At 45.6% G+C, this 20,197-nt stretch carries 21 protein-coding genes; 2 read left to right on the forward strand and 19 right to left on the reverse strand.

Annotation, left to right across the window (positions count from 1 at the left end):
- Positions 1–3: 3 nt before the first annotated feature.
- The 4 genes from C1I38_RS07030 to C1I38_RS07045 form a co-directional block, all read right to left on the reverse strand.
- Entirely contained in the window at positions 4–354 is a 351-nt protein-coding gene (locus C1I38_RS07030; protein ID WP_020492619.1) for an arsenate reductase family protein, read from the reverse strand.
- A 74-nt stretch (positions 355–428) separates the two neighbouring features.
- On the reverse strand, positions 429–1,055 hold the full coding sequence (locus tag C1I38_RS07035) for a hypothetical protein (RefSeq protein WP_083916798.1): 627 nt from the start codon (positions 1,053–1,055) through the stop codon (positions 429–431).
- Between the two features lie 10 nt (positions 1,056–1,065).
- Positions 1,066–2,067, reverse strand: coding sequence for a flotillin-like protein FloA (gene floA, locus C1I38_RS07040; RefSeq protein WP_020492617.1), 1,002 nt, complete (start codon positions 2,065–2,067; stop codon positions 1,066–1,068).
- 14 nt (positions 2,068–2,081) lie between these two features.
- The gene (locus C1I38_RS07045; RefSeq protein WP_020492616.1) at positions 2,082–2,582 is read right to left on the reverse strand and encodes an NfeD family protein; all 501 of its coding nucleotides are present in this window, start codon (positions 2,580–2,582) and stop codon (positions 2,082–2,084) included.
- A 251-nt stretch (positions 2,583–2,833) separates the two neighbouring features.
- Here C1I38_RS07045 and C1I38_RS07050 point away from each other — a divergent pair, with 251 nt between their 5' ends.
- The gene (locus C1I38_RS07050; protein WP_020492615.1) at positions 2,834–3,115 is read left to right on the forward strand and encodes a hypothetical protein; all 282 of its coding nucleotides are present in this window, start codon (positions 2,834–2,836) and stop codon (positions 3,113–3,115) included.
- 47 nt (positions 3,116–3,162) lie between these two features.
- Here C1I38_RS07050 and C1I38_RS07055 read toward each other — a convergent pair whose 3' ends face one another.
- The 15 genes from C1I38_RS07055 to C1I38_RS07125 all read right to left on the reverse strand — a co-directional run bounded on the left by C1I38_RS07055 (position 3,163) and on the right by C1I38_RS07125 (position 18,193).
- Positions 3,163–3,645, reverse strand: a complete 483-nt coding sequence (locus C1I38_RS07055; protein WP_026156545.1) for a DsrE/DsrF/DrsH-like family protein — start codon at positions 3,643–3,645, stop codon at positions 3,163–3,165.
- Between the two features lie 74 nt (positions 3,646–3,719).
- Positions 3,720–5,054, reverse strand: coding sequence for an aminotransferase class V-fold PLP-dependent enzyme (locus C1I38_RS07060; protein WP_020492613.1), 1,335 nt, complete (start codon positions 5,052–5,054; stop codon positions 3,720–3,722).
- A gap of 59 nt (positions 5,055–5,113) precedes the next feature.
- Positions 5,114–5,668 (reverse strand): manganese catalase family protein, encoded by a 555-nt coding sequence (locus C1I38_RS07065; RefSeq protein ID WP_020492612.1) that lies wholly within the window; start codon positions 5,666–5,668, stop codon positions 5,114–5,116.
- A 43-nt stretch (positions 5,669–5,711) separates the two neighbouring features.
- On the reverse strand, positions 5,712–6,347 hold the full coding sequence (locus C1I38_RS07070; RefSeq protein WP_020492611.1) for a DUF3793 family protein: 636 nt from the start codon (positions 6,345–6,347) through the stop codon (positions 5,712–5,714).
- A gap of 176 nt (positions 6,348–6,523) precedes the next feature.
- On the reverse strand, positions 6,524–6,919 hold the full coding sequence (locus C1I38_RS07075; protein WP_015043495.1) for an ACT domain-containing protein: 396 nt from the start codon (positions 6,917–6,919) through the stop codon (positions 6,524–6,526).
- A 37-nt stretch (positions 6,920–6,956) separates the two neighbouring features.
- A complete protein-coding gene (locus C1I38_RS07080) occupies positions 6,957–8,222 on the reverse strand; it encodes a phenylacetate--CoA ligase (protein ID WP_020492609.1) in 1,266 nt (421 codons plus the stop codon).
- Between the two features lie 258 nt (positions 8,223–8,480).
- Positions 8,481–9,662, reverse strand: a complete 1,182-nt coding sequence (gene metK, locus C1I38_RS07085) for a methionine adenosyltransferase (protein ID WP_020492608.1) — start codon at positions 9,660–9,662, stop codon at positions 8,481–8,483.
- A gap of 6 nt (positions 9,663–9,668) precedes the next feature.
- Positions 9,669–10,877 carry a bifunctional phosphopantothenoylcysteine decarboxylase/phosphopantothenate--cysteine ligase CoaBC gene (gene coaBC, locus C1I38_RS07090; RefSeq protein WP_020492607.1) on the reverse strand — a complete coding sequence of 403 codons (1,209 nt, stop codon included), beginning with the start codon at positions 10,875–10,877 and terminating at the stop codon, positions 9,669–9,671.
- Positions 10,864–11,079 carry a DNA-directed RNA polymerase subunit omega gene (rpoZ, locus tag C1I38_RS07095; RefSeq protein ID WP_020492606.1) on the reverse strand — a complete coding sequence of 72 codons (216 nt, stop codon included), beginning with the start codon at positions 11,077–11,079 and terminating at the stop codon, positions 10,864–10,866. The genes coaBC and rpoZ overlap by 14 nt, the downstream gene beginning before the upstream one ends.
- Before the next feature lie 18 nt (positions 11,080–11,097).
- The gene (gene gmk, locus C1I38_RS07100) at positions 11,098–11,682 is read right to left on the reverse strand and encodes a guanylate kinase (protein ID WP_026156544.1); all 585 of its coding nucleotides are present in this window, start codon (positions 11,680–11,682) and stop codon (positions 11,098–11,100) included.
- A gap of 2 nt (positions 11,683–11,684) precedes the next feature.
- A complete protein-coding gene (locus C1I38_RS07105; protein ID WP_015043501.1) occupies positions 11,685–11,954 on the reverse strand; it encodes a DUF370 domain-containing protein in 270 nt (89 codons plus the stop codon).
- A 63-nt stretch (positions 11,955–12,017) separates the two neighbouring features.
- Positions 12,018–12,896: a YicC/YloC family endoribonuclease gene (locus tag C1I38_RS07110; protein WP_026156543.1), complete on the reverse strand. Its 879-nt coding sequence runs from the start codon at positions 12,894–12,896 to the stop codon at positions 12,018–12,020.
- A gap of 192 nt (positions 12,897–13,088) precedes the next feature.
- Positions 13,089–14,324 (reverse strand): LL-diaminopimelate aminotransferase, encoded by a 1,236-nt coding sequence (locus C1I38_RS07115; protein ID WP_020492603.1) that lies wholly within the window; start codon positions 14,322–14,324, stop codon positions 13,089–13,091.
- A 75-nt stretch (positions 14,325–14,399) separates the two neighbouring features.
- The gene (gene dapF / locus C1I38_RS07120; protein WP_020492602.1) at positions 14,400–15,236 is read right to left on the reverse strand and encodes a diaminopimelate epimerase; all 837 of its coding nucleotides are present in this window, start codon (positions 15,234–15,236) and stop codon (positions 14,400–14,402) included.
- Between the two features lie 200 nt (positions 15,237–15,436).
- Positions 15,437–18,193: a calcium-transporting P-type ATPase, PMR1-type gene (locus C1I38_RS07125; protein WP_020492601.1), complete on the reverse strand. Its 2,757-nt coding sequence runs from the start codon at positions 18,191–18,193 to the stop codon at positions 15,437–15,439.
- Between the two features lie 140 nt (positions 18,194–18,333).
- Between C1I38_RS07125 and C1I38_RS07130 the strand changes: the two genes are divergently transcribed.
- Positions 18,334–20,139, forward strand: coding sequence for an NFACT RNA binding domain-containing protein (locus C1I38_RS07130; protein WP_026156542.1), 1,806 nt, complete (start codon positions 18,334–18,336; stop codon positions 20,137–20,139).
- Positions 20,140–20,197 lie beyond the last annotated feature (58 nt).

The raw sequence follows: 20,197 nt of genomic DNA on the forward strand, positions 1-20,197 counted from the left end.
TTGTTATGGTTCGTTACTAACCCATAATTCCCAAACTTCAGGGACATACCCTACTGTAGCCTGTTTGCCGTTACGGACGATTGGTGTCCGGTAAAGACCGGGATTGTTCAGCAATAATTCTTCTCTGACAATTGAACTACTGATTTTGTCCAGATTTAAGCGCAAATAGTCCTTGCCTCCGGTATTAAACAGGCTGTTTAGACCCACCGCTGCTTTAACACTCTGCAGTTCTCCTTTGCTTAATCCCTTTTGGTCCAGATCTATGAGCTGATATCGAATGCGGCGCTCTTTAAACCAGCGTTCCGCTTTTTTTGTATCAAAACACTTTTTGATTCCAAATATCTGTATGTTCATAAACTCTCTTAATTTCTCTTGATTTGATTTTCTTCATTCTATTTTTTGTTGTATATCAATAATTATTGTCTTATTTATCTACGCGGAAATGCTCTCCTAGCCCTTGGTTCCTTTAGGACCTCAGCCCAGATAACGCCACGCATTACTTCCGAAGATGATAAATTAAGACCAAAGGCCGCTCTTTTTTGAGAAATTTGATCTCCCGGTGTGATCTTTCTGTTGGTATAATCACTACCTTCGGATCCCCAAGTCCCTTCCTGGTCTGCGGCTCCTTCAACACCGCCAATACCTTCAGTACCCTGGGTTCCCTCATTTGAAACATACCGGTCATAGTCCGATCGACCTTCTTCTCCCCATTTATTTCCTGTTTTTTGGACGGTTTTAGCTTTTCGCGGAACTGAAGAAGCAGAAGCTGGAGAGGCAGCAGCCTTTTTCTTGACGGTTGATCCATACGGTCCAACCTGCAGCTCTTTCTCAGCCTTTTCTACAGATTCCCTGAGCTGTCTTTCCAGATCTTCGAAGAGATTTCTTTTTTTCTTTCTTTCCGTCCGAAAAGTTTCCCTGTCCATCTCGGCTGTTAGAGGTTCGGACAACGGCCTGTTGTCCTCCGGCCTAACAGGTCTGCGTTGCGGAGGCTTGTCTTTATTGGCAAAGAAGCTGTAAATTACAACCGCAATAATGATAAATGTTATGATATCCACTGACCATCACCTACTTCTTGGGTATCGTCGTTTCCGGTTCATCTCCTTTGGCTGTGACAGCAATATTATCCCGCATACGGGTATCCGCAATCACGTTTTGCAGATTGTAATAATCCATAACGCCAAGGCGTCCTTCCTTTAAAGCTGAGGCCAATGCCAGCGGAACTTCGGCTTCAGAGTCTACGACTTTGGCTCTCATTTCCTGAACGGACGCTTTCATTTCCTGTTCCCTCGCTACCGCCATCGCTCTGCGCTCCTCCGCTTTGGCCTGGGCAATACGCTTATCTGCTTCGGCTTGATCTGTCTGCAGCTGCGCCCCAATATTTTTGCCGACATCGACATCCGCAATATCAATCGACAAGATCTCAAAAGCAGTTCCGGAATCCAATCCTTTATTCAATACAGCCTGAGATATCACGTCCGGATTTTCGAGGACATTGGCATGGGAAGCAGAACTACCGATACTTGTGACAATCCCTTCACCGACGCGCGCGATGATCGTTTCTTCGCCTGCGCCGCCGACCAGACGGTCAATATTGGCTCTTACGGTAACCCTTGCTATGACTCTTAATTCAATCCCATTCTGAGCAACCGCAGACACCACGGGTGTTTGGATCACTTTCGGATTGACAGACATTTGTACAGCCTGCAATACATCACGTCCTGCCAGGTCGATCGCCGCGGCTCTCTCGAATTTTAAGGGAATTGCGGCTCTTTCCGCAGCAATTAATGCGTTAACGACCTTGTCGACATTACCTCCGGCAAGGTAATGGGCCTCAAGCTGTGACGGGGTAAGCCCCAGACCGGCTTTATGGGCTTTAATCAATGGGTTCACAATCCTGATCGGGGCAACCCGCCTGAGTCTCATCCCGATCAGTGTAAATATACCGATATTAACACCGGCTGCCAAAGCCGAAATCCAAAGACCGACCGGAATAAACGTAAAGAGCACCATCAGAATAATCAAAAGCAGCATAATCAGCATTACCGTTGTAACTAGTGCCGTTGTCATATGTTTATGACCTCCTATTCATTTTCTTCCCTACTCACAATGATTCTTGTACCCTCAACCGCGATGACCTTGATCACAGAATCTTTTGGAATGAAACTTCCATCTGTGACGACGTCGACCCGTTCTCCTTCAATCTGCGCTGTGCCTGCCGGACGGAGCAGGGTCAGGGCTTTTCCGGTTTTCCCCTGATAGTGTATATAATCTGTTTTGGGTGCTACGAAGCCTTCTTCGGTTCTCTGCTTTTCCCCCAAAGCTACCTTGCGCCAGAGTTTTTTCAGCCGACCCGTTTTATATCCGATATAGATCAGCAGCCCTGAGACAATAAGTACAATCAGAAGATACACGACACCCTCGGCGAACGAATCAGCCACTAAAAATACTCCGCCGATCATCATCAAAAGCCCGATGATTCCAGAGACGCCAAAGCCTGGAATAATGAATATTTCCAGAATAACCAGAATGATTCCTACAATAATCAGGGAAAGAGAAATCCCGACAAAAACATCCAAATCCACACCCCCCTTTCTTTGCTCATTTTAGCATAATTTTACTTTCTAGGATATTCTTTCTTCACGCTGTCAAGTCAGATTCATGACTCCATTCGCCAAAACATTTGTTTCCTAAACCTTACAATATCCGGAATTGATTAAATTCACCTTAGAGATTTGTTAATAAGCGTATGGTTTATTCTGTTCATCAATCGTTTAATCTGCATTAATCATATCTTAAGCTTACTGCTTATAATAATAGTCAGAGGTGATAAATAATGCCTGATTTATTAAAATATCTTCTATATTCCATTTTTGCTTTTGGGATGATTTGTCTGGCAGTAATAGCTTCCTGGTTTTTTTTTCTTATCTTGGCCATTGGGATTGCCGCCAGCGTCATCAATCAGAAATTTTTTGGTAAGAAGAAGACCACCACACCCGAAGCAAATACCTTCAGCCAAGGAACATGGAATAAAACAACGAACAGTAACCAGCACGAATATATGACTGTGATTGATGCGGATAATACAGAGAACGAATACCGGATACCGAAGATATAAAACATCTTTAAGAAAAACAGTGTAAAGGAAGAAGCCTGATAAACAGTTTAGATAAAAAGCTCTATGTCCGCTTCCAGGGCATCCTGCAAATAGTCTTTCGCTGTCATAATTTTGACATCCGGAATCATTTCCTCAAGTGTAAAACCCATGATCTCAAGGGAAAGCTTGCATATGTAAAAGCTTACCCCCTTTTTTTGTGCTCCTTTCAGAAAAGCGGAAAGATCGGGTGCGTCCTGGTCTTCCATCATTTGTTTCAGCATGGCTTTTCCAATACCAGCCATATTCATCCGGGAAAGCGGCAGGTCCTCCGGACCCCTTGGCGCAGTAAGTTCCATCATTTTTTCATAAACCGTTTTGTCTTCCAAAGACATTTTTTCTGGGTCGCGTATCAGACAAAGACCCCAGAAAGCGAAAAAAATACTGACTTTCATGTTAAGCTCCCTGGCTGAATTAGCCAGGATCAAGGCAGCCATCGCTTTGTCATAATCCCCGCTGAACAAAATCAGGCTGAGCTTCTTCTCTTTTTCCATGATAAGCACCACCCTTCTTGATGTATGTTTTTATTCTCGGTAATGGTGCTTATCTTTATGCAGGCTTGACTACCTCAACTGTACATTTTCAAATAGCGTCTCCTGTCTTTGGCAATTTCCTGCAATACTTCCAGCAGCCTGCCAACTTCGTGAGGTTCATTGTATAAACCAAAACTGACTCTGACCATCCCGGGTCTGTTTTCCGGTAGATGATCTGCAACTGCGCTTAAGATGGCTGGTTCGACTTTCATGAGCTTTTGGACGTAAGGATGCGCGCAAAAACACCCACTTCTGACAGAAATGCCGGCTTCTCCGGCTAATATATCCGCCAGTTTCTCATGATAAACGCCCTTCATATTAAACGGAACAATCCCGACGCGCTCCTGACTTTGATCTTCTGCACAATAGATGTCGATACAGTCTATTTTTTTTAGTCCCTGAATCAGTTGGGATGTCAGGTTTTTTTCATGCTTGTACACATTTCGCATCCCGACTGCAGTTAAGGTTTTTATACTTGCGGCCAAGGCCAGCACACCCATTAAGTTGGGCGTTCCAGCCTCATCTTTGGAAGGAGGATCATTCCAGATTACCAAATCACGGGTCACAGCTTTGACTGTTCCTCCGCCCTGATAGTCAGGGCTTCCCTTCAGGAAAAAGTCTTTGGGACCAATCAGAACGCCAGTCCCAAAAGGCGCATACATCTTATGTGCGGAGAACACAAGAAAATCAATATGCTTGCTGGAAGCGGAAGGCTTCGTATCAAACGGCTGATGTGGAAGCAGCTGTGATCCGTCAACCATGACCTTGGCACCATATTTATGAGCCCATTCAGCAATTCGATGTACAGGATTGACATAACCTGTTACATTTGAAGCTCCGGCTACAGTTACCAGCTTGACCCGGCCTTTATATTTTTCCAGCTTTTCAATAAAATCGTTAAAAATTAGCCTGCCGCATTCATCGACCTCAATATAGTCGACCTCATACTTTTCCCGCCAAGGAAGGTCATTGGAATGATGTTCCATGGAAGTGGAAAGGATAACACTTTTTATGTATGGATCCACATCCTGTGACAATCTGAATGCCACTTTATTGATAGCTTCTGTGGCATTCTTAACAAAGATCACCACATCCCTTTTGTGGTCTGCGCCCACAAAATCCATCACTGTTTTCCTGGCATTTTCATATTTTTCCGAAGACAATTTGGACTTGTAGCCGGCCCCCCTGTGAATTGACGAATAATACGGTGCAAAGTTGCTGATTTCCTGGAGCACTGAAACAAAAGGCGGCGTCGTTGCTGCGTTGTCAAAATTGATTCCCCTGCGGTTTTTACCGTTTTTGAGCTCAACCTCCGCATCAATTCCGACAACAAGTTTACCGTAATTCATTTTGGTAATAGCAATACTCATTTTCCTCTCCCCTATAACATAATGATCCCCTCATAGTTTATTGACCAAGCGAGAATTTGTTACTTCATTACGCGCAAACTCATTTTATATTCATGAATTAGCGTCGAGAACTGCTCATTACTCGCTTCCTGAGCCACTAAGACACCGCTTTTTTTTAGCAATCTTTGATGAACTTCTTCCCTGTCGACTAAGAACTTGAGCATTTTCTTTAGTGAAGTGTCCTCAGTCAGCGTGAGATGCCGCAGGTACAGTCTCTTGGCCCTGATCTCCGCTTCTTCATTGATTTTGAGCATCTCGTTAATATCCGTACTTTTCTCAACATATTCTATATTCCAGGACTCCTTCCTGGAATTAGTAAGTGGCAAATCAGTAAGACCAAGCTTTCTGACTGCAACTGCAATCATCTCCATATGCGCAAGCTCTTCCGAAGCAATCATGCCCAAAAGATCACGAATATATGGATTGGTCACATGCAGGCGTTGATACATGTGACGTGTAAAGGCAGTAAACTCCCCGTCTTTTCCGCCGATATGTTCCAATAGGGTCCATGCCAGCTTCTCATTTTTCTGCTCAACATAAACCGGATATAGTAAACGTTTCTGGTAACTAAACATCCCAATTCCTCCTGACAGCCATGGCAAATCATTCTTTAGCTTATTATATTGACGATCCTTTCAACCCGTTCCCGCCCATGCGTTTCAAAAAGTCCTCACTTTTGTTCCCGTCGAGCATGTATCGGATGTATGCATGTCTGGCCTCGTTGTATTCCCGGAATATTCTCCTGGCTTTCTCAGGAGAATGGTAGACCTTCCAATAACCGATTAGCAGAGGTTTTTTATCGGGAAAATAGATGAAATCTGCCACATCATCCAGTGGGAAGCCCAAAAATAGTCCGATTTCGTGCGGAAAAGTCCCAATAAGCCATTTTTGTTTTAAAGCCTGGATTGCCGTATCCTGATCCATCTCCCCGAAATAGCCCAGTGATCTTAAGAAATGCTGGTTTTCAGGGATTTGAAGTATTGAAGACAGTCTGTCTGCAATATAAAATAATATGCTGACAGAAGCTTTATTCCTGACAATTTCCTGAACCGTCACATAGGGATGAAGCCTATCTTTGATTTGATCCCAGGTCTCCAGCACATCTTTTTTGATGGCAGTAGTAAATGTAAGTAACTCAGCCGGTTTGGATGCGATAAGTAGCGGTGCAAGATGATAGGTGATATTATCGAGCAGATATTTTCGGGTCTCCAGTTTTTTTCTTTGGCTGGTGTAAGTCGCGATGAAGTCCTGCATATCATCCTCCAAAAACAAATTTTCAAAGGTACTAAATTTATTTTCCTAAATACCAGAACGGATTATACAAAAAACCTGTTTCCTTATTTTTTATAAGGAAACAGGTTTTTTTCATCCTATTATTATATTTTAATGCTATTTTAATGCTGTGTTTGATCGCTTACTTTCTTCTTTCTTCATTTGAGCGCAAGTTTGTCCATCGCAGCCTGCATGATTTCAGCATCTCTGACTCTTAGAACGACCTGGGCCTGCTCGTTTTCCTTTTCCACAAAACCATACATATATTCAACGTTCACTCCCTCGGCAACAAGCTTGTTCAGTTGTCCAGCCAGACCTCCCGGACTATCGGGAACTTTTAGCACCCAAACCTGGGTAATCTTGACGACACAATTGCGCTCCCGGAGTTTCTCCGCAACTTCTTCCGGATTCTCCACGATAATCCTGAGTACACCGTAATCTTTGGTGTCAGCAAGGGACAGCGCGCGGATATTGACCTGAAGGTCAGCTAAAGTATTCAGTGCGTCTGCCAGACGGCCCTGGGCATTTTCCAAAAAAATTGACAGTTGTAACATATATTTTTCCCCCTTTATTTTTTTCATTTAGGAGAATTTAGCTTAATTGTTTTTCCTTGCGTTTATCAATTACACGTTTCGCTTTTCCTTCGCTGCGCGGGATACTCTTAGGCTCGACAAGACGCACCCTGGCTGCAATATTAAGGATCTCATGTATTTTAGTTTGAAGCCTTTGCTGGAGCTCTTCGAGTTCTCGGATCTCATCGTTGAAGCTTGCCGCATTCACCTCAATCTGCACTTCAAGAGTATCGAGATTACCCTCACGATCCACAACAATCAGATAATGCGGTTCGATTCCACCTACCGACAGGATTGCCTCTTCAATCTGGCTTGGGAAGACGTTGACACCGCGAATGATCAGCATATCATCGACTCTGGCCGACACTCTCTTCATCGTCCAGCCGGTGTGGCCGCAGGTACAGCTTCCATAGGTGATGCTGGTAATATCTTTTGTTCTATAGCGAAGTCCGGGGAAACCCATTTTGTTAAAGCTGGTAAGAACGAGCTCTCCTGTTTCTCCTTCCGGCAGAACATTTCCGTCTTTATCGAGAATCTCAGGGTAGAAGTTCTCATCGATATGCAGCCCTTCGCCCTTCAGGCACTCTAGAGAAACGCCGGGTCCCATCGTTTCACTCAATCCATAGATATCAAGCGCCCGAATACCAAGTCTGGTCTCAATCTCAGCTCTCATCTGTTCTGTCCAAGGCTCAGCGCCAAATATCCCGACCCTTAGTTTCAAGTCTTCTTTGGTCATACCCTCTTCTTCCAGACTGTCTGCCAGATAAAGTGCGTACGACGGAGTACAGCAAAGAACCGTACTTCCAAAGTCACGCATCAGCATCAGCTGACGCTGGGTATTGCCGCCGGAGATCGGAATGACTAATGCCCCGAGTTCTTCACATCCGTAATGCAGTCCCATACCGCCGGTAAACAAGCCATAGCCGTAAGCAACCTGAACAACGTCATTGGACGTAATACCGGCCCTTCTGAGACCGTTGGCCACAATTTTGGCCCATAACTGAATATCTTCACGGGTATACCCTACAACGGTCGGTTTTCCCGTTGTCCCTGAGGAAGCATGGATTCTGACCATCTTTTCCAATGGCTCGGCAAATAATCCAAAAGGATAATTCTGGCGTAACGCTTCTTTATCCGTCAATGGTATCTTCCGAAAATCCTCCAGGGATTTGACATCACCGGGATAATAGATACCCACCTCAGCCAGTCTTTTCTTATAGTAGGGAGCTTTTAAGACCTGTGCAATGGTCTTTCTTAAATGAAGTAGCAATTCATCCTGAGTCATCCTACCATCCTCCTGCCTTAAACTTATTTTGACACGCTAACTGCTAACAATAGGTATATTATATATCAAGATAATCCATATTTGAATCTGTATTTTTAAATGGCACTTTTAATTTAAAATTGTAAGTTTTTTTTCCTGTTTATCAACAAAAAGGATGCCCTGGATTCCCACGACACCCTCTGCAGTCTGTTATTCTTCTACTGATACTAATGATTTTTCTCTGCTATAGCTTATTTTTATTGGAAGCTTAACAACGTTTCAGCGTCCGGCCAGTTTCCTTAATTGTTCAACTTTATCAAGCTTCTCCCATGGGAGGTCAAGGTCATTGCGGCCAAAATGCCCGTAGGCCGCAGTCTGTCTGTAGATTGGTCTGCGGAGATCCAGGGTGTTGATGATTGCAGCCGGACGAAGATCAAACGTTTCATTAATCAGTGCAATAATCTTATCATCACTGACCTTGCCCGTCCCAAATGTTTCAACAGAAATAGAGACAGGATGCGCAACACCGATCGCATAGGCGATCTGAATCTCACAGCGATCAGCCAGGCCCGCTCCGACAACATTTTTGGCCACATAGCGCGCGGCATAAGCCCCAGACCGGTCAACCTTCGTAGGATCTTTTCCAGAGAACGCCCCGCCACCGTGTCTAGCCATACCACCATAGGTGTCGACAATAATTTTTCTGCCGGTAAGTCCTGCGTCACCCTGAGGCCCGCCAATCACAAATCTACCCGTCGGGTTGATATAATAACGGGTATTCTCATCCAGCATTTCAGATGGAACCACTGGTCTTACGACATACTCCAAAAGATCGTTTTTGATCTGCTCCTGGGAAACCTCAGGATGATGCTGGGTCGAAATTACAATCGTATCGATTCTTTTGGGTTTTCCGTCCTCGTATTCAACGGTAACCTGCGTTTTCCCGTCAGGTCTTAAATAGTTCAGCACTTCCGCCTTACGGATTTCAGCTAGCCTGCGGGCCAGTTTATGCGCAAGATCAATCGGCACCGGCATGAATGTTTCGGTTTCGTTTGTCGCATAGCCAAACATCATCCCTTGGTCTCCTGCACCGATTTCACTGATGTCTTCTTCGGATATTTTTGCTTCTAATGCTTTGTTAACGCCTAAGGCAATATCACTGGACTGCTCTCCAATCGAGGTCAGCACCGCACAGGTATCCGCGTCAAAGCCATACTTGGCTCTCGTATATCCGATCTGTCTGATGGTTTCCCTTACGACTCTTGGAATATCCACATAACAATGCGTGGTAATCTCGCCGCTTACCAGAACCAGCCCGGTTGTCACAGATGTTTCACAGGCGACTCGTGCTTCTCTGTCCTGACGTAGAACGGCATCAAGAATCGCATCCGAAATTTGGTCGCATATTTTGTCGGGATGTCCTTCGGTAACAGATTCTGAGGTGAATAATTTGTAACCCATTCAAAATCACTCCTTTGATCCAATGCCTTTGTCCAAGGCAATCTCTTGCACCAACTTTCTGGCAACATCCAGCTTGCTCATTTTGGGCAGATCTATTTTTCTGCCATCGGGATAAAGAAAACTAACAATATTGGTATCCGTGCCAAAACCAGCCCCTGATGCTGTGACATCATTGACCACAAGCATATCGGCCTTTTTACGGTTCAGCTTTTCCAGACCGTTTTCAATCACATTTTGGGTCTCAGCAGCAAAGCCAACCAGGTACTGGTGCTTCTTCCGAGCTCCCAAAGCTGACAAGATGTCTGTATTCGGTACTAATTCCAGGATAACAGACTTTCCGTCTTTCTTGATCTTTTGCTGATTGCGGATTGCAGGCCGAAAATCAGCAACAGCAGCTGCTTTGACGACGATATCCTGTTCCGCATATCGTGTCATAACTTCCGCATACATCTCTTCCGCTGAAATAATCCGGACCGTTTCCACGCCGAATGGGGGCAGAAGATCCGAGGGTCCGCTGACCAGGGTCACCTGTGCGCCTGCCTCAGCAAACGCCTCAGCAATTGCATAGCCCATGCGGCCCGAGCTGTAATTTCCAAGATATCTGACCGGATCAAGTTCCTCGCGGGTACCACCTGCCGTTACCAGCACTTTCTGGCCCTTCATCATTTGTCGGCTTGACATAAAATCCTGAAGAAACGCGATGATCTCCCCGGGCTCACTCATCCTGCCGTCCCCTTCTGTCCCGCAGGCCTGGAAGCCTCTGGCCGGTCCAATCAAATGAATCCCCCGCTGCTGAAGAATCCCCAGATTCTGCTGCGTTGCAGGGTGATGGTACATGGCATGATTCATCGCCGGTGCCATAAAGATAGGGTTCTGAACCGCCAGTAATACCGTCGATAAAAAATCATCGGCAAGACCGACAGCCATCTTCGCAATGATATTCGCGGTCGCCGGTGCGACCAACGCAAGATCTGCCTTTTGTGCCAGGGAAATATGTTCAATGTTCCACAGTTTGGGTTCACTGAACATATCCGTATAAACCGGCTGACCGGTGATGCTCCTGAAAGTCAAAGGCGTAACAAGCTCTGTCGCTGATTTCGTCATCACGACAAAGACCTCTGCACCGCTTTTCACCAGTCTGCTGGCAATGTCGACCGCTTTATAAGCAGCAATACTTCCTGTCACACCCAGAAGTACACGTTTACCGCGTAGCATCTGTCGTCACCTTCTCAAAAAAGTCGGAATTAATTTTGCCGTATGCAATCTCAACCAGCGCCCTGCTGACAGGTTTCGTATCCTTAAATTCATTCGCATCCAAATTGTTCATGAGTACCCTGGCCCTTTTAGCAGCGGCCACAACAAGGGTATATTTACTGTCTGCCTGGGACATTAGAACATCCAAAGAAGGCTGCTTCATCGTTATTCCTCCTTTAAACTAAAACGACTTTGGATTTATCCGGCATTTTTCTGCAATGATGATACTCTTAAGCCTTTCAGCTGCAGTGCCGATTTCGTCGTTCTCAACAGCATAATCATAATCTTTTATACTTTTCATTTCCTGAACGGCTTGTGCCAGTCTGCGCTGCACGACCTCAGGTGTTTCCGTTCCTCTTCCGTAAAGCCTTTCAGCCAGCTCTTCCAGGGAAGGCGGAACAATGAAAATAAACACACCATCCGGAAAAGCCTTTTTGACAATTTTTGCTCCCTGCATATCGATTTCCAGTAAGATGGTCTTGTTTCTCTTCAGGGTACTTTCCACATGAAATCTTGGGGTTCCATACAGGTTCCCGCAAAACTCTGCCCATTCCAAGAACTCATTGTTCTCGACCATTTTAAGAAACTCATCCCTGGAACGAAAATAATATTCTTTACCCTCTGTTTCTCCCGGTCTTGATTCCCTGGTCGTTACGGAAACAGAATATTCTAGATCGCCGCACTCAGCAAAAAGCCGCTTACACAGCGTTCCTTTCCCAACTCCTGCAGGACCTGAAACCACAATCAGCAACCCTTTGTCTTCCATTTTTAATCAGCCGGATCTTCATTACTGGATTCTTTGGCGGTCAGACGATGGGCAACCGTTTCAGGCTGAACAGCCGACAAAATCACGTGGTGGCTGTCACACATAATGACGGCACGCGTTCTTCGCCCATAGGTGGCATCGATGAGCATTCCTGTATCGCGCGCTTCCTGAATAATCCGTTTAATAGGTGCTGATTCCGGACTTACAATCGAGATAATTCTGTTGGCCGATACAATATTGCCAAATCCTATATTAATCAGTTTGATATCCAATTCCTTATACCTCCCATATTCAATACGCTGCATATCGGCGTTATTACTGCTCTTTTCATCGTGTTACTCGATATTCTGAACCTGTTCCCGGATTTTCTCCAATTCACTTTTTCCCTGAACAATGATATGTGAAATCTCCAGATCATTTGCCTTAGACCCAATGGTATTGATCTCCCTGTTCATTTCCTGAATCAGAAAATCCAGTTTCCGTCCAATCGGTTCGTTGGCCGAAAATGCTTTGGAAAATTGCTCAAAATGACTTCCAAGCCTGACCAGCTCTTCTTCAATCGAAGCTCTGTCGGCAAAAATAGCAACTTCGGTAATCAGTCTGGCTTCATCCAGCGAAGTGTCCGCCAGAAGAGCCGCAAGCCTTTCCCTCAATTTCCCCTGATATTCCGCGACAACCTGCGGCGCTCTTACAGTTACTTGATCAACCATTCCGGAAAGGTCGTCTAATTTTTTCAGCAAATCCTTGGCCAGTCTCTCCCCTTCAGTCCTACGCATTTGAATTAACTGGTTCAGTGCCTCCTGTAAAGCCATATTGAGATATGGCCACAAGGCTTCGGCATCCGTCTCTTCGTTTTCAACACTGAGTACTTCAGGGAGCGAAACCAGACTAAAAAGATCGCTTTTATAAGCGGTATTGAGCAAATTTGCCAATTCCTTCAGAGAATTATCATACGACAGCACCAAATCTTTGTCAACCTTAACTAATCTCTTTTTTTCTTCCGTTTCCTTGATATTCACGTAAATATCAATGCGGCCCCGTTGGACTTTTTCCTGCACGGCTTTACGAAAACGTTCCTCAATGATATTCAGGTTCCTTGGTAGTTTTACCAGGACTTCCAGGAAGCGATTGTTCACTGACTTCATTTCTACTGAAATCTGAACTCCAAGTCCCTGAGCTTCCCCTCTGCCAAAACCAGTCATACTGTTTGCCAATTACCTCAACTCCTTAACGACAATATACCACTCTTTTGTTCTTAAGGGCAAGAATACTATGATTTGCTCTTTTTACATGCGTTTCAGAGTTATACAAGGTACTAGAAAGAAAAAATTGAGAGGACAAATAGCCCCTCAATTAAAATCACGTTCTCAAGCAGTAGATCGCCTCATCCTGCCTAATAGATAGCTTTAAACTATCCTGGTCCTTATCCTTTCAATGGCCCTCTCCGTATTCTCCCTAGTATTGAAAGCCGTCAGCCGGAAGAATCCTTCTCCGCTCGCACCGAAGCCGGCTCCAGGTGTTCCGATAACATTTGCCTCTTTCATCAGCTTGTCAAAGAATTCCCAGGATCCTAAATGTCCCGGTGTTTTTAGCCAGATATACGGTGCATTTACACCGCCAAAGACGGTATATCCCGCTTTTTCGAGACCAGCTCGAATAATGGCGGCATTATCCATATAATAATCAATGGTTTCTTTGACCTGTTGTTTCCCTGCCTCAGAAAATACGGCGGCAGCAGCAGCTTGAATCGGATATGACACCCCGTTGAATTTTGTGGTCTGCCTCCTAAGCCATAATTTATTCAGACTGTGCGCTTCCCCTTTGGAATCATAAACCATGACTTCTTTGGGTACGATGGTATATGCGCAGCGGGTACCGGTAAAACCGGCTGTCTTGGAGAAACTTCTGAATTCTACAGCCACTTCGCGTGCGCCTTCGATTTCAAAAATACTATGGGGAACACCGTCTTCCCGAATGAAAGCTTCATACGCAGCATCAAATAAGATGATGGCCTTATGCTCGCGTGCATAATCGACCCACTTCTTTAGTTCTTCAACCGAAAGTGTCGTTCCGGTCGGATTGTTCGGATAGCACAGGTAGATCATATCTGCTCTGCTACTTGGAAATTCCGGTTTCAGTCCATTTTGCTGATTGCAGGGAAGATAAACGATTCCTTCAAACTGCCCTTTGTCGCTGTTGTAAATACCGGTACGTCCAGCCATGACATTGCTGTCCACATAAACCGGATAAACTGGGTCTGTAACAGCCAGGATATTGTCGGTCCCAAATATTTCCTGAAAATTGGCGGTATCCGTCTTGGCCCCATCACTGATAAACACTTCGTTAACTGCCAGGTCGACGCCGCGGGGCCTAAAATCATGCTCAATAATTTTTTCAATCAGAAACTCATATCCTTGTTCCGGGCCGTATCCTCTAAAGGTTTTCTGCTGACCCATTTCATCGACTGCCTGATGCATTGCCTCGATAACGGCTGGTGGAAGCGAGCGGGTCACATCACCAATACCCATTTTTATTAAGTCGCAGTCCGGGTTTTCCTGTCTGAACTGCTTTTCCCGGCGGGCTATTTCCGAAAAGAGATAGCTTCCAGGCAGTTTAAGATAATTTTCATTGACAAAAGCCATTCTATTCACTCTCCTGTAAATATGTAGTTATAATTCCTTGATGTAGTCTTTTCTATCGTCATGTGTGATGATGTCTTATGATTCAAGCGTACTTCCGCGGAAAACATAGACTACGGGACCCGTCATGTGGACCTGCTGACCTTCCTGCCATTCAATCTTCAGGTCCCCCCCAGGCAAATGAACGATCACGTTTCTGTTGGTTCTTCCAGTCAGCACTGCTGCAACCACAGATGCGCAAGCTCCCGTTCCGCAGGCTAGCGTTGGGCCGGCTCCGCGTTCCCACACCTTGACAGTTATTTCACCTGAATTATCTATTTTGACAAACTCCACATTTGTTTTTCTTGGAAACAGCGGGTGTTTCTCGATCGCAGGACCCAGCGTTTCAAATGGAAGCAATTCCAGATCCTCGGTAAAAATAATACAATGCGGATTTCCCATTGATACTGCCGAGAAAATAACTTCCTGCCCGGCAGCCTCAAGTTTTTGGTTGAGTGCAGTATCCGTTCCGGCCATAACAGGTATCTTAACGGGATCAAGGCACGGCTCACCCATGCTAACCGTAACATGGTGCACAACTCCCTGGCAGATCTCCAGCTTGACATTCAGAACTCCAGCCAGCGTTTCTACCTTAAGTGAATCTCTCTGAACGTAACCGGCTTCATAAACATATTTGGCAAAACAGCGTATGCCATTGCCGCACATCTCCGGTTCAGAACCGTCCGGATTAAATATCCTCATCCTTGCATCGGCTACATCGGAAGGCAGAATCACAATAAGACCATCACCGCCAACGCCAAATTGTCTGTGGCAAAGTTGGACAGCAGTTTCAGCATAATCCATACCCGTCGGAAAAAGAAAATGATCCAGGCAGATAAAATCGTTTCCCAGACCATGCATTTTCACAAAATCCATAAAGGGTTCTCCTCTCGCTGCCTTTTACAGAGTCTGTTCAAAAATGACCTCATCGGCCAAGGCCCATGGGCCTACACCAGCTAAGTTTCTTTAAGAATACTATGAGAATAGCAAAGGGTCAATATTTTTGTCTGAAGTATACATAATGTATGTTTACATTATGGTAGCGCTGGCACCCATTACGGAGACATATTTTAGAGTTAGTGAACGCTTTTTTTGAAGCTAAAATTTGGGCTGGATTTAGCTGGCTGATATCTGTTCCGAATAAGTCGTGTCAGGCCAATGATTAAGCTGGGTCCGCAGGCAGCCACCAGAATCACAAACCATTGCCAGCCGACCAGCGCTGTGGTTTTGAAAATTGCCTGCAAAGCCGGAAGATAGATGACCGAGAGCTGCATCGTTACTGAAATCGCGACTGCCACGACCAGCAATGGATTGGAGAATATACCAACCTCAAAGATTCCGCGGCGTTCCGATTTGCAGTCAAAAACATGGAAAAGCTGAGAAAAAACAAGCGTGGTAAACGCCATAGTTCGTGCCGCTAAAAGGCCGACGCCATACCATAAACCGATGACAAATACAAAAAGTGTCGCTAAACCAATAATCGTTCCCCTGATCAGAATCTTTTGCCCTAATCCCCGCGCAAATACACTTTCCTGCGGTTGACGCGGAACCCTCTTCATGATATCCGGCTCTGTTCCATCCACCCCCAAAGCCATCGCCGGCAGACCGTCCGTAACCAGATTGACCCAGAGAATCTGTATTGGCAGTAAAGGCAGGGGTAACCCTGTAAGCGTTCCCAGAAACATGGTCAGCACTTCTCCGAGATTGCAGGAAAGAAGGTACCGGATAAACTTTCGGATATTGTCATAAATTCCTCTTCCTTCTTCGACCGCTGCGACGATCGCCGCAAAATTATCGTCAGAGATTACCATAGCCGAGGCCTCTTTGGTGACATCGGTTCCGGTCTGCCCCATGGCGACCCCGATATCAGCTTCTTTCACAGCGGGGGCATCATTGACACCGTCTCCGGTCATTGCCACAATTTGGCCGTTCTTTTTTAAAGCCCTGACGATTCTAAGCTTATCCCTTGGTGCGACCCGGGCAAACACCGAAATATTCATGACCATGTCACTTAGATCTTCATCTGTCATTTGATCTAGTTCTATTCCGGTAACCACCCGTTCATAAAATCCGCGAATGATCCCAAGTTCTTTCGCGACAGCCTGCGCTGTCAGCTTATGGTCTCCGGTAATCATGACTGGCTTGATCCCGGCAGCCTGACATACTTTTATTGCTTTGACAGCACTGGTACGTGGCGGGTCGATCATCCCGGCCAAGCCTAAGAATATCAGATTATTTTCCACATCACCGTTTGGTTCGCCGCGCCGGACATCTTTCCACCCAAGCGCCAGAACCCTGAGTGCATGGGATGCCATCTCGTCATTGTAAAATAGGATTTGCTTTCTTCTTTCAGAAGTCAGTTCCACCACGCCATCTTTCGTCATCTCCCGCGAGCATAGTTCCAGAATAACATCCGGAGCTCCTTTGACGTAGGCTTTATATTCCTCTTTACTCTTATAAATAACCGTCATCCGTTTCCGTTCCGATTCAAAAGGGATTTCCGCAACCCTTTGTTCCTTCCGTTCCAAAGCCTCCCGCCATACTCCAGCTTTTGCGGCCGCAACCAGAAGGGCCCCCTCCGTGGGATCACCTTCAATCCCCCAGATACTGTCCTGACTTTTGCCTCTGAAAAGCCCTGCCACTTGGATCCCTTTCTTGGTTAATACAGCATTATTGCACAGAGCCGCGCACCTGAGGAGTTCTTTCAGGGGGCCTTTATCCTTATACGGGTCGGCGCCATGATAATCCCCTTTGGGATCATAGCCTTGACCTGTCAGCGTAATGACCTGGTTATCGCAGAAGATCCGCCGGACTGTCATTTCATTTTGGGTCAGCGTTCCGGTCTTGTCTGAACAGATTACAGTCGCACAACCCAGGGTTTCCACGGCTGGAAGCTTACGGATCACTGCGTTGCGTTTGACCATCCGCTGCACACCGATTGCCAGTGCAACCGTAACAATTGCCGGAAGACCTTCAGGGATCGCAGCGACTGCCAACGATACGCCGGCAAAAAACATCTTTTCAAAGCTTTCTCCTTGTAAAATTCCTGTCACCATAACAACAACACAGACGGCAAGACTGATTGAAACCAGCCATTTGCCAAGCTGAGAAAGCCTTTTTTGGAGAGGTGTCTCTTCTTCCTTCACCTCCTGAATCATTCCGGCGATCATACCCATCTCAGTATTCATGCCTGTGGCAATAACGATTCCAAGTCCCCTTCCGTTTACAACTACGGTCCCCATATAACCCATATTCTTCCGGTCAGCTACTGGACTGTATTCATTCGTCAAAGGCTGGTTCATTTTGGTGACCGGTTGGGATTCGCCGGTCAGTGCTGATTCTTCCACGCGGATGTTTAAGGTATTCAGCCATCGTATATCGGCAGGTATACGATCCCCTGCTTCCAGGATAACGATGTCCCCTGGAACCAAATCGGGAGCAGGCACCTTTGCCGCTTTGCTATTCCGCAGAACCATCGCCTCAGGTGCCGTTAGAGAACGTAGTAATTCCATAGACCTTTCGGCTTTATATTCCTGAATAAAGCCGAGCACTGCATTCAGAAAAACAATAGCCAGAATCGTTACTGCATCGGCAATTTCCCCGAGCAGACCTGAAATTAGTGTGGCAACCATCAACACCACAACCATGAAATCCTTAAACTGACCCAAAAATAAGAAAACCGGGTTAACCCCTTTTTTTACAACCAGAGAATTCGGACCAAATTCCGCCAGCCGCCGGCTGACTTCCCTATCACTAAGACCCTTTTCAGAATCTACTTTAAATCCTTTGCATATTTCTCCGCCGGTTAATATGTGCCAAACTTGCCGCTGCATTTCTTGCTCCTCCTTTTCATTTCCATTAGTACATGCTATTCGGCCTGTCCAGAAAAAATTCCCGGATTTGTGTTATACTGATATTGAATTTTGTTGATTAGCTTGCCGAGAAAACATTTAAGTTTTAAGGAGTTAACGATATGGCCCTTGACAGTATTACACTCTATCATCTTCTGAAAGAACTTAAGCCAACTCTGGTTGGAACGCGTATAGATAAAGTCCAGCAGCCTGAAAAAGAGGAGGTCCATCTTCTACTGCGAAGTCCCGGAAAAAATTTGCGTCTGCTGTTAAATGCCGGCAGCACTTCCGCCAGATTGCATCTGACTGGGCAAAATAAAAAAAATCCTGTCTCACCTCCGATGTTCTGCATGATTCTGCGCAAACATCTTGAAGGCGGCAAGATTATTGAAATCAATCAGTGTGGACTGGAACGCATCATTACCGTGACGATACAGAATTACAATGAAAGAGGTGATCTTCAAGATTATCAACTTACCCTGGAAATCATGGGTAAACACAGCAATCTGATTCTAGTCGATCCTCAGACCAACGTCATTCTAGATGGAATCAGACGGTATTCCCATCTCCTGAGTAGGCACCGGGAAGTGCTTCCCGGAAGATTGTATATCTCACCGCCTTCCCAGCATAAAGCTGAAGCGGTCACTGATGAACAAGAATGGATGGCAGTCATCCTCGGGTACCCGCTTGACCGGAAAGTCTGTGATGTCCTGGTGAATCTGTTTGACGGCATCAGCCCTGAACTAGCCAAAGAGCTTATTCTGAGGGCTAGTCTTGAGCCAGATGTGCTTCTTGACAACTGTGGGCAAATTGACCTGAGCCGTCTTTTCCAGGCTTATTCCTTTTTCCTTCTGACCAAACAGGATACAGCCACTGATCCGTGCGTATATTATCAGTCCGGGCGGGACAAGAACATGCCAGCTGCTTTTACCTTTATTCCGTATGTACAGTACGAAGGTCTCAAACTTCAGAAAACATTGTTCCTAAATGACGCGGTAGATCTGTATTACACCCAAAAAATGACCGGTCAAAAGAATGACGCCAAAAAAGGCTCGCTCCGCAAGGTTGTCCAGGATCATTTTGTCCACATCAGCAAGAAAGACGTTATCTATTATGATACAATTGCCAAGGCTGAAAAAGGGCTGGAATATCAAAAACTCGGAGAACTTTTGACAGCCAATCTCTATAAGCTTTCACCCGGTATGAAAGAAATTGCCGTAGAAGACTACACCGATCCCGATTATAAATCTATTAGGATTTCACTTGATCCAAACCTGACCGGCATCAATAATGCTCAGCACTACTATAAAATCTACAATAAGGCCAAAGCAACGATCAAAAAAACCGCACCTCTACAGAAAGCTGCCCAGGAAGAAATGAATTATCTCCAGACACTAGCTCTAAGCATTGACCAGGCTGAAGATGATATCGAACTTAATGAGATCTATCAGGAACTGATCGATCAGGGATATATCAAAAAACAGGACAGGAACCAGACGAAAAAGAGACAAGCTGCCGGAAGAGAACAGAATTCTATTTCTCAGCCACATGTCTATCTGTCAAAAAGTGGCAGACCGATTTTGGTCGGACGCAACAATAAGCAGAATGACCGGATGACCTGGCGGGAAGCGAAGCCGGGTGATTTATGGCTTCACGTCAAGAATATTCCGGGTTCCCATATCATTGTTCCTCTATCTGAAGAGGAGGAGTTCCCGGACGATAATACCTTACTCGATGCCGCAGCACTGGCCATTTATTTCAGCCAGGCCAGGGGGTCTTCCCATGTCCCTGTCGACTATACTCACGTCCGGCAAATCAAAAAACCCCGGGGGGCTAAACCCGGGATGGTTGTTTATGAGCAAAACTGGTCTCTTCTGCTGACACCGGAGCCGGATGCTATCGAGCGGCTCCTAGCTACCGAACAATAGATAACGCGATAATCAGCATTCAATAGCTAGAGAAAACTCCGCAAATACCATAAAATAG

The organism is Dehalobacter sp. 12DCB1 (genome assembly GCF_004343605.1).
Taxonomy (GTDB): domain Bacteria; phylum Bacillota; class Desulfitobacteriia; order Desulfitobacteriales; family Syntrophobotulaceae; genus Dehalobacter.